The sequence below is a fragment of the Novosphingobium terrae genome, from assembly GCF_017163935.1.
Classification (GTDB): domain Bacteria; phylum Pseudomonadota; class Alphaproteobacteria; order Sphingomonadales; family Sphingomonadaceae; genus Novosphingobium; species Novosphingobium terrae.
This window is the reverse complement of record NZ_JABVZR010000004.1, coordinates 59,035-68,553: the sequence shown is the minus strand read 5'-3', so window position 1 is coordinate 68,553 and position 9,519 is coordinate 59,035. Positions and strand designations below refer to the sequence as shown.

Below are 9,519 nucleotides of genomic sequence, written 5' to 3'. Positions count from 1 at the left end.
CCTGCACAAGCGAAGCGCGGAAGGTTGGGGTGCCGCCCGCACACCAAGCGCGGCGCAGCCGCGACGGCTTGGCCCTTGCCGCCGAGGGGGGCGCAGCCCACCTTGGCCTGGTCGTGATCCATCTTGGATCATGACCACAAAGACGCGCCGCATTGCGGCCCTATCTTGAATGAAACATTTGCAGGGGTGAGGGGACAGGGCTGGCCCTGTTCCCGAGGGGGCGGCTAGCCCCCTCGCTGGCCTACCGCCTCCGCCTTAGAAGGCGAAAGCGGCCTGCCCGTTTTGCTCGGTAAAGCTGGCGGCATCGCCCGCAGCATAACGGGCACGGCCCTGCTCGGACCATTGGGCAAATCCAGCTCGGTCAAAGGTGAACCATCCATCTTCATGCCCGATGATGTAACCCCATGCCTTTTCCTCGGGGCAAAGGGCAGTGGTATCATTGATAGGCCAATGCTCCGCGCTTCCTTCCGGCTTGGTCACTGAGGGAGGCGCAAACCGCAGCATCAGTTCAACACGATCCTCCGGCTCAAATGCGCTCACTTCGCGCATGATCTCACGAGCAGCAGCAATTGAAATGAGGCCGCTCTTAGTAGCACTTTCATGATGCGAGTAAGACAGGCCATAGGCAATGGCGGCAAAGACCGAACGGATCTCGGAAAAATGGATGGTGTCGATCAAGGCCCGCCATTGACCGGCGGAAATAAGATCAACGGCATGGTGATAACGGGCCGCCTCGCTCGTTGAAACGCCATAGGCATTCACCACACCCTCACGCGCGATCTGGACGCCCAACTTCGCCTCGACGAATTGCACAAAGGGGTGATCGGCAAGGCCGGGATGCTTCAAGCCCAGCTTGCGCGGGCTATCGCCTTCAGCACGGATCACCTCGATAGGCGATTGCATCAGCCGCGACGGCAAATTCCACGGCGCGCAAAGAGGAAAGCCACGCGGCACAGACAGGCAACGGTTGAGGTCCAGAAGAAACTCATTGGCCACGAGGTCAGCGGCAATCAACTGGCCCGCCAGTGTGTCAATGGTGGCATCCATGGTGCATTCCCTTTCGTATCGAGCCGAAGGCGATGGCTCTAATTTCTTTGGCGCTCATCGAGCGAAAGGGGGGTGAAGGCGGCAAGGGCTGTGCGGGGGGAGGGGCCCCAGCCTGCACAAGCGAAGCGCGGAAGGTTGGGGTGCCGCCCGCACACCAAGCGCGGCGCAGCCGCGACGGCTTGGCCCTTGCCGCCGAGGGGGGCGCAGCCCACCTTGGCCTGGTCGTGATCCATCTTGGATCATGACCACAAAGACGCGCCGCATTGCGGCACTATCTTGAATGAAACATTTGCAGGGGTGAGGGGACAGGGCTGGCCCTGTTCCCGAGGGGGCGGCTAGCCCCCTCGCTGGCCTCTCAACAATGCGAGCGTGCCAGTCTCGTGCCACTGCCCTTAGAATGCACGCTCCTGAGGCCCTGTAAGGGTCAGGGAGGGGCAAGAGGGGAATTTCCCACCTCCCCCCCCCCCTCTGAACTCATCTCGGCTTTCTGAGCACCAAAATGACGGTGTTCACATTCGTTCCGACGTGGGCGAACGACCCTGCCGGGAGATCGTGCCACTTATTCCGACCATATGCTGCCTCGGCATGCTCTACCAACGCCCTGAAGGCCTTGTGACGCTTGTCTTCGCGGTACTCGGCTCTAGCACTCATGACCGCAACCAGAATGCCCCCGGGTTTGAGGAATTGATAAGCATGGGTCACATGGTCGCAGTCGCGACCGTGATCGAATGGAGGATTCATCACAACCCGGTCAAATTGCTCGCCAGCCCTTAATGTGAGGAAGTCCGCTTGCTGAACATTCACGAACCCATGCACGGCCTCCAGCTCGAAGGCATATCCGGGCTGGATCTCAACGCAGCTAACGAGGCCACCGCACTTTCGCGCAGCATTGGCAAGCATTCCGGTTCCCGCACTGGGCTCAAGGACTGACATACCGTCATGAATTTCCGCGTACCTCATAACCTTATCGGCAACCGCCTCAGAAGAGTGGAACGCCCCAAAATTCTTGGCTGGTGTGAGGTGGAATTCTGGCGCGTCATCAGCCTCGGTTGTGGTGTAACTATCTCCGATCGCCTCGCCATAATATTCCGCCAGCAGCTTATTCACCTGCTCCAACAGGTCCTTTCGCTCGAACCACAAATGAAGGTTGCCGTTGGAAAATAACCTGATGCGGAAATATTCTCCTTCGATGACGTGTGGACGTGGCATCTTAGAAGCGCGCGTTACCAGCGAAGAAATGCTGATCGCCTCCGACAGCGGTTCCTTACCCTCCAACTCACGAAACACGCGCTCAACATCCCGCAAGGTGTCTCGGCGTTCATAATGCTTCCAAGATGAGCCACCTTCCTCAAGCGATCCATCAAGGATAAGGCGGCTTCCGATCTTAAATCCATCATGAGAGCGGAAACGGCGATCAAGATTTGAAAATGTATTCGCAATACCCCTCAAAAAGAGAGCGCGGCGATTCTCCCAAATGTTCCCGAATGTTGCTGCGGCATTTTCAGCAGTGAAAGGAATAGGGGACTTATTCAAGCTGTTGCGAAACTCTTCGCGGGCCTGTCGATCTAAAAGCTGATCGAAGCCAAGCGTATCCATCAGATTTCGCCAGCAAAGGCGGTCAACGGAGTAGGTGAGGAGCGTTTCAAAGTGATCGCGCGCAGGCGTGGTGATGATTTTCCGGGTTTCACGGTCGTGAACAACGTGATCAGCCCGAGACAAGAACGCCTGTGTCAGGGAAGTATCGCCATCGCGGTTCACTCCTCTCGACCCACACGTTAGATTGATCCCACCGCCAATGCAGATTTTCCCGGCGTCAGTGGTGAGGGTATGAAAGCTGTCATAGGCGGCCAGCCATTTGGTGATAGCCTCGTCACGGCCAGCGGTGATCTCGCTAATTTGAATGCGGTTTGCAATTTCAAAGGACATACTTTGCCTCGGGCCTATCGGGATATGCGGGAAGGCCATGCAAGGCCTTCCCTGTTCTGACGCGGGGCTTAGTATTCCTCGGCCAAGGCAATGGTCATGACGCGGGCCGTGACAGCGGGGTCTGCCGGGTTGGGCGACCGCCATTTCAGGTCAAGATCGTAATAATCGATCGTCCAAGTCAAACGGTGCTCGCGCCAGGTGAAGTCACCAAGATCGTGCTCGGCATAAGGGTCATTGCCCCCCGAAAAGTCGGAATAATTCATCACCTCACGGAGCATAAGCTTTTGACGGAGGTAGGCAGGCCACTCCCGAACGTCGCCAATCAGCTCCGAAACGGCAGGCGTCAACCTAACGCGATTGTGGCCTGTCGGGCGATTGATGCACTGCCGAAAGTCATCGTTAAGTGCTGCAACGGCGGCTTTATACCCATGGGTGGCAGGTGTGGGAGCGGTGAGGGTCATGGTGCAAACTCCTGATGGTGTTGCAGCGAAGGCGGGCCGCAACTTCTTTCTGGCGGGAAGAAGGGGGACTGAGGCGCAAGGGCTGTGCGGGGGAGGGGCCCCAACCTGCACAAGCGAAGCGCGGAAGGTTGGGGTGCCCCCGCACACCAAGCGCGGCGCAGCCGCGACGGCTTGGCCCTTGCGCCTCAGGGGGGTTCCCCCCCCTGAGCAAAAAACGTGGGCCGCGCAGCGGACCTCACTTCACACTGCCCGAAGGGCCAAACCCCCGGTGTGAAATCCTACCTTCTGCGGCCATGAAAATGTTTAGCCGCTAAACGCGCGCCCCATGGACTCCGTTTAGCGGCTAAACGCTCGGTCTTACCGTGCTGACTTCTTGGAAAGGGAGGGGGGGGCCGATGGCGCCGCTAAAGCGCCATCGGCTGCACCATGTGCTGGAAGGACATTTCGCCTTCGTCCTGCCAACACGGGAATTATTCAACATTCCAAGTCGAGTGCCAAGCAAAATTGTGAGGGAGGGGCGGGGACCTTCTCCCCGCCCGCTATAAATCAGGCGGCTTCCAACTCCTGATCCAAACAATCAGATGCTTCATCAGGGTTGGAGGCCTTCTCACCCAGAAGTCCGCCAATGGTCATAGGGGCAGGCAACCAGCCATGAGGAATGCGCTCTGACACTTCCTGCGCCAACTCGCTGCGCTTCAGCTTCGCGCAGTTTTCAGCAGCATCATGACCACAATGCTCTTTGAGGATCGCCAAGAGATCAGGCTTCTTCATCCGGCTAAAAAGCTCGACATTCGGAGCCCAGCACTGGCTAAGATTCAGCGCAGCAGCTTCGGCGTAAGCATCAGCCGAATTGACCTTTTGGGTATTAATATGGGCGTTGGTGATCGTGGCATTCAGGCTCGCCCCGACCAATCCAGCCAGAAGATGCATTTTCATTGCCTGATCCATTCCACGGATTGCAGCAAAGCGGCCTTCCGCTGGGATATCGCCAAACCTATCGGCCAAAAGAGCATGAACGTGATTGATGCCTCCACCAGCGATCAGACTGTCATCGATCTTGGGCGCGTGACGCTCGATGTTGATTTGCGCGGGAAAATCAAAGGAATGGGTCTTGTGGAAATATTGCCCCGTCAGAGTGTCGAGCAAAATATCGAGAGCCAATGCAGGATCATTGGCTACTGCATCCTGCAATGCAATTGAGCGGATTGCCGTCAGTTGCTCAAGAAGAGGCTTGGAGTAGGCACCCTCTGCTACCTTTTCCCGAGCTGGGCGGGCGTGGGTTTCCTCCTTCTGCAGACGCAGGTAATGCACCTCAAGCTCGCCCTTGTTCCCGATGACAGCAATCACGCCATTTTGGGAGCGAAGTTCGGCGGGATATCCTTTGAGACGGTCCTCCGCGACGCGCAGATCCTCGTAAAGATCGCAAATGGTTCCTTCGTCAGGTTCTCCGTTTTCGGCCTCGACAATGGCGTCCTTGATACCCTTGATTTCCAGCGCTTCCGCATCGTTCGGATCGCGGCTGATAGGGAGTAGGCTTGGACGGCAGTAGAGATTGTCAGGGCGACTTACGCAGACCTCGACCGTCTTCCAGCCCTGCTCGATCAGCTCCTGCCGATGGACTTCAAGCTTTTCCAAGGCCAGATCATGCACCAACGCCGCGTCGTCTGCATAGCCTTCCTCCACCTTGTTAAACAGGTCAGCGGTGATGGTTCCACCGGCTTGCTCATAGGCTTCGGGGCCCACAAACCGGAAAACACCGCTCCAAACGGCCATCTTTTCGGCTGTGAGCGCCGACCTGATCCGATAGGCACTGTCCCCAAATGTCTCAAAGAGCTTTGCCTGCAAAGCCTGATCGTCAGTCAAGGTCAGAGCCCGCGCTGCCTCGATGCCCAAACGATCTTCCCCCATGGCATCGATCAAAGCAGGAGCGAGAGACCCGAGACACAGCAGCTTTCTCACATGGCCAACCGAATAGCCAAAGCGAGCAGCAATATCTTCCGCTCCCATGCCGCTTTCATCACGAAGCGTCTTGAAAGCTCGAATGCTATCAGCAGGGTGCATGCTCTCTCTCTGAGCGTTCTCAACGATTGAGAGTTCGACCGCTTCGGCTTTGGTGCGAACGATCACCGGCACATCAAAATCGCCGGAAATGGTTTTGGCCTCTTTCAGGAAATTCAGCGCGCGCAAGCGGCGACCGCCAGCAAAGACGTGGAAATGCCGCCCTTCCTTATAGACTGCCAGACTCTGGACGATGCCATGCGCGGCAATGTCACTCGCAAGCTGTTCGATTCCCGCAGGGGAGGGGGCAACCTTGCGCACATTGGAAGGTGCGAGGCGGAGCAGGGAAAGCTTGGTGGTGAGGGTCATGGTGCAAACTCCTGATGGTGTTGCAGCGAAGGCGGGCCGCAACTTCTTCCTGGCGGGAAGAAGGGGGGATGAGGGGCAAGGGCTGTGCGGGGGAGGGGCCCCAACCTGCACAAGCGAAGCGCGGAAGGTTGGGGTGCCCCCGCACACCAAGCGCGGCGCAGCCGCGACGGCTTGGCCCTTGCGCCTCAGGGGGGGTCACCCCCCTGAGCAAAAAACATGGGACGCGCAGCGGCCCCCAATGCACACTGCCCAAAGGGCCTGATTATGAAATATAAATTCTGTGCCGGAGGACAGAGTATAGACGTTTATATCCGCTCATCGTAATATGAAGGGTATGACAACGCTCAAAATCTTCCCAAAGTGGACCCTGAATTTAGGCGCTCTGCATGCCAACAAGGCCTATGTTCGATCGCAGTGTGACACCTGCGGTATACAGCACCGTGTGAATGTCGCAGAGCAGATCCTGCTTCATGGTCCGGGCGCCACGCTCATTGATAGATTGGATCGATGCACCATTGTTGGCTGTCGCGGCACGGTGTTTTTCACCAGCGCGTCAGGGATTGGCCGCACCGCCATTCCCATGGTGAGTGACAATGGCCGAATTAAGAATGCGGCGGCGCCAGTGAATGCCGCGATGCTTCCTAGCGGCAAAGGAAAAGCCGTGCGGCGTTGAGCTGCGTCAGCGATCGCTACCCGAAGGGCCGAGACACTTTGTGGCTCGGGGAGCCTGGCAAAGCCAGGCGAGTAGAGCGCGGTGCCGGCCGGATTTGTCCGGTCGGCAGACGCCCATAAATGCTTAGCGCTCTCGATTCAAACTCAAGCGCCGCCCTGCATTGCGAGTTTCATGCAGATCTTGCTCGGCATCCATATCATCAACATCCTTACCACGGCCTCGCTGCCGCTTCTCCTCTAAAAACTTGATATGGGCTTTTCTCGCGATCTCAGTTTCGCTGAAATCCTGCGTGGCACCACTCGTATTGAGTTTGACCACCGGAGGCTTTTGAGAAGCATCATTCAGATGCTGCGCCACCTCGTCACGCATCGTATGGATATGTGCCTGCTTATCGTGGACGATCATCACCTGCTCACGAGCATTGTAGACCTTCTGCTGCCACTGATCGCGGGTCGATTGCCTCGAAAAAAAGCCGGGTTTCGACGCTTCCAAAACTTGCAAGCGCGCCTCAGCTGCACCGCAAATCTGATCAACCTGATCGACACACACCGCCAGTAGCTCCAGCTTTCCAAGCACAATCTCCCGATCCGGCGAATTGATAGCTTCCTGTCGGAAGGTAGAGGCCTGCAAGTCAAGCGCATCGGAGAGATTGGAAAGCGTGTTGTCTTTAAGAACGCCACTTGAAAGAGCTTCAGCGATCTTATTGCCTAGAAGCATGTCAAGGCTCCAAAAAAATAGGCGCCAATCAAGAGGATTGGCGCCCGATAATCATCTTAGAAGGATATTACCCTTCGATTAAGCTAAGAAGAATGATTTGATCGGCTGATACGTCGATCTCTTCACCATCATCATCGCATTTAATCCAAAATCGACCTTCATCGCTCGGACGCTTGTTCAGAATGAGCCGCCCGTTCCTGCCATCATAGCTGATAGCCACGATAGCTTTTTTGATCTTTGAAGGGTCGCTATCAACCGAACTAGCACTCTCGGCCTCCTTAGAGGCCTTGCCCTTATCCTTGGATGCCTTACCGGATTCCGGTTGCTCTTCCTTAGCCGCCGATCCCTCATCCCGCAGCATCGAACGAAGAATGCGGAAGCTTTCGCGGGTAATGATTGTGGAGGGAGCATTCAGCCATTCCTCCACATCATCCGCGTAATCCCGATGTAGAACGCAAATTTCATTGATCAGCGCAACGTCCGACAATCCGCCAGAGTTAAAGAGGACTGCGATCGCGTCGGGGAGATCGAGCAGGGTAGCGTGTTGGCTCACCCAGCCTCGGCTTTTCCCAAGGGCACGAGCAATGTCCGCCTGCTTCCGTCCGGAGGACAGCTCTCGACCAATGAAGTCAGCAACTTCGCGCGCCGACAACGCCTCGCGCTGTAGGTTCTCAACCACCTGGTCTGTGCTGTTGTAATCCGCGTCGATAAACGCCGGGATCGTGGTTTTGCCCGCAATGATGGAGGCGCGGTAACGCCGCGCACCATGATTGATGATGTATGCCCCTTGCCGATCAGGATGGGGGCGAACGGAAATCGGCGTTTTCACACCACGATCGCGGATGGTTTCCGCAAGTTCGTCCAACGCCTCCTGGTCAAAGGTGACGCGAGGCTGATCAGGATCTTCCTCAATGTCCTTTACCGACATTTCCCGTGGGCTACCCGCGTCAGTCGCGGGGCCCTTTGGCTTTGCCAGGAGAGACGAAAGATCACCCATACCGGCAAGAGCCGGCTTAGCCTGAGCAGCCGGTGTGTTTTTCGGGGCCATGGCTACTTACTCCACCATCATATCAAAAATTTGCTGATTTACTGCGCGCACTTCCTGCGCGGCCTTTCGGGCAGCTGTCCTCTGGATGGCCCAAACTGGCTTTGATGTTTCCAGAGCCTCCGCGATCGAGCTGCGATTGCCTACCGGGTTGAGGACAAGGCTTGGATAGCTTTCCCGCAACGTGGCGAGGTTGTTGCGATGCCTTGGATTTCGGGCATCGTACTTGGCCGGGATCATGCCGAGCCAGTTAAGGTTGGGATTAACGTTGTCGCGGATGTTTGTAATGGTCGTGACAAGTGAGGTGATACCCTGGAAGCTGTAAACTTCCAGCTCGATGGGTGATACCACGAAGTCTGCGACGGCCAGTGCGCTGGCCATCGCCACTCCCAAGCTAGGCGCGGTATCGATGAGGCAGAGATCGAAACCAGCCTCTTCCATTGCCGTGATTTTCTGCCGAAGGGCTTTGATTCCATCTGCAAGCGGCAAGCGCTCAATCTCGGCCAGACTTGGATCTGCTTCAACGAGCGCCACGTTATCCGTTGGGATCAAAGCATCAATGCTGGGCTTCAGATAAAGGTCTGAAGACAAAACACCAGTTTTGTGTGCTGCAAGCGTGAAGCTGGCGTTGCCTTGTGTGTCGAGGTCGATGGCCGCAATTTTCAGGCCACGCGCAGCGTAATCAAAGACGAGGTGAACGAAGGTGGCGGTTTTCCCAACCCCTCCCTTCTGATTAGCGATCACAAGAGTTTTCATCACTAATTTCCCAAAAACACCGCTATTTCATAGCGATATGTGATTTCCTAAAGGGCTATGAGTAGGGCGAAGCCCAGCACGGTCATCACGGTGTCGGATGCGTAGCTGAGATGCGCTCAGATGCGTGTGCGCGATGCCCGGTCACGGCATTCGGAACCGGTTGATTGCCAGACAAACAAACCATTGCGGCTAAGCGGTTGATCAGCGCTTGAAGTGGACTGGCTTGTAATAGGCACCAAACCACTGAAGAAACGCGTAAAAGAGGAAAAATCCAAGAAACCGGAGCCCTTCGTGTCGGGTCGGATCAGCGGAATACCACATCCAAGCGAACAGCCTCCAAACGCCATAGAGAGGCCAGATGAAACGCATCACAGGCCAAGTCAAAACCGTGCCAGCCCAAAGGAGGTCGAGCGCAAACCGCAGCGGTCTTTGTTGAGGGCTGGAGCGTTGGCTCTGGGTGTTTTTCAATCCGGCTAGCATGGGGCTTACTCGATGATTGGGTATATCGAACTCTAACAAACCCTCGC

At 56.5% G+C, this 9,519-nt stretch carries 9 protein-coding genes; 1 reads left to right on the top strand and 8 read right to left on the bottom strand.

Annotated elements, in window-relative coordinates:
• Positions 1–255 precede the first annotated feature (255 nt).
• The 4 genes from HGK27_RS30950 to HGK27_RS30935 all read right to left on the bottom strand — a co-directional run bounded on the left by HGK27_RS30950 (position 256) and on the right by HGK27_RS30935 (position 5,801).
• The gene (locus HGK27_RS30950; RefSeq protein ID WP_206245861.1) at positions 256–1,047 is read right to left on the bottom strand and encodes a hypothetical protein; all 792 of its coding nucleotides are present in this window, start codon (positions 1,045–1,047) and stop codon (positions 256–258) included.
• A gap of 474 nt (positions 1,048–1,521) precedes the next feature.
• A complete protein-coding gene (locus tag HGK27_RS30945; protein ID WP_206245860.1) occupies positions 1,522–2,973 on the bottom strand; it encodes a DUF4942 domain-containing protein in 1,452 nt (483 codons plus the stop codon).
• Between the two features lie 68 nt (positions 2,974–3,041).
• Positions 3,042–3,434, bottom strand: a complete 393-nt coding sequence (locus HGK27_RS30940; RefSeq protein ID WP_241127991.1) for a DUF3768 domain-containing protein — start codon at positions 3,432–3,434, stop codon at positions 3,042–3,044.
• A gap of 546 nt (positions 3,435–3,980) precedes the next feature.
• Complete coding sequence (locus HGK27_RS30935; protein ID WP_206245859.1) at positions 3,981–5,801, bottom strand: ParB/RepB/Spo0J family partition protein; 1,821 nt, start codon at positions 5,799–5,801, stop codon at positions 3,981–3,983.
• A gap of 334 nt (positions 5,802–6,135) precedes the next feature.
• On the opposite strand from HGK27_RS30935, the gene HGK27_RS30930 reads away from it, so the two are divergent.
• Positions 6,136–6,474 carry a hypothetical protein gene (locus HGK27_RS30930; protein ID WP_206245858.1) on the top strand — a complete coding sequence of 113 codons (339 nt, stop codon included), beginning with the start codon at positions 6,136–6,138 and terminating at the stop codon, positions 6,472–6,474.
• Positions 6,475–6,597: 123 nt separating this feature from the next.
• Here the strand turns inward: HGK27_RS30930 and HGK27_RS30925 are convergent, their stop codons facing one another.
• The 4 genes from HGK27_RS30925 to kleE all read right to left on the bottom strand — a co-directional run bounded on the left by HGK27_RS30925 (position 6,598) and on the right by kleE (position 9,472).
• Entirely contained in the window at positions 6,598–7,191 is a 594-nt protein-coding gene (locus tag HGK27_RS30925) for a hypothetical protein (RefSeq protein ID WP_206245857.1), read from the bottom strand.
• Between the two features lie 67 nt (positions 7,192–7,258).
• On the bottom strand, positions 7,259–8,239 hold the full coding sequence (locus tag HGK27_RS30920; RefSeq protein ID WP_206245856.1) for a ParB/RepB/Spo0J family partition protein: 981 nt from the start codon (positions 8,237–8,239) through the stop codon (positions 7,259–7,261).
• A 6-nt stretch (positions 8,240–8,245) separates the two neighbouring features.
• Positions 8,246–8,992: a ParA family protein gene (locus HGK27_RS30915; RefSeq protein WP_206245855.1), complete on the bottom strand. Its 747-nt coding sequence runs from the start codon at positions 8,990–8,992 to the stop codon at positions 8,246–8,248.
• Positions 8,993–9,193: 201 nt separating this feature from the next.
• A complete protein-coding gene (gene kleE, locus HGK27_RS31510) occupies positions 9,194–9,472 on the bottom strand; it encodes a KleE stable inheritance protein (protein WP_206245854.1) in 279 nt (92 codons plus the stop codon).
• Positions 9,473–9,519 lie beyond the last annotated feature (47 nt).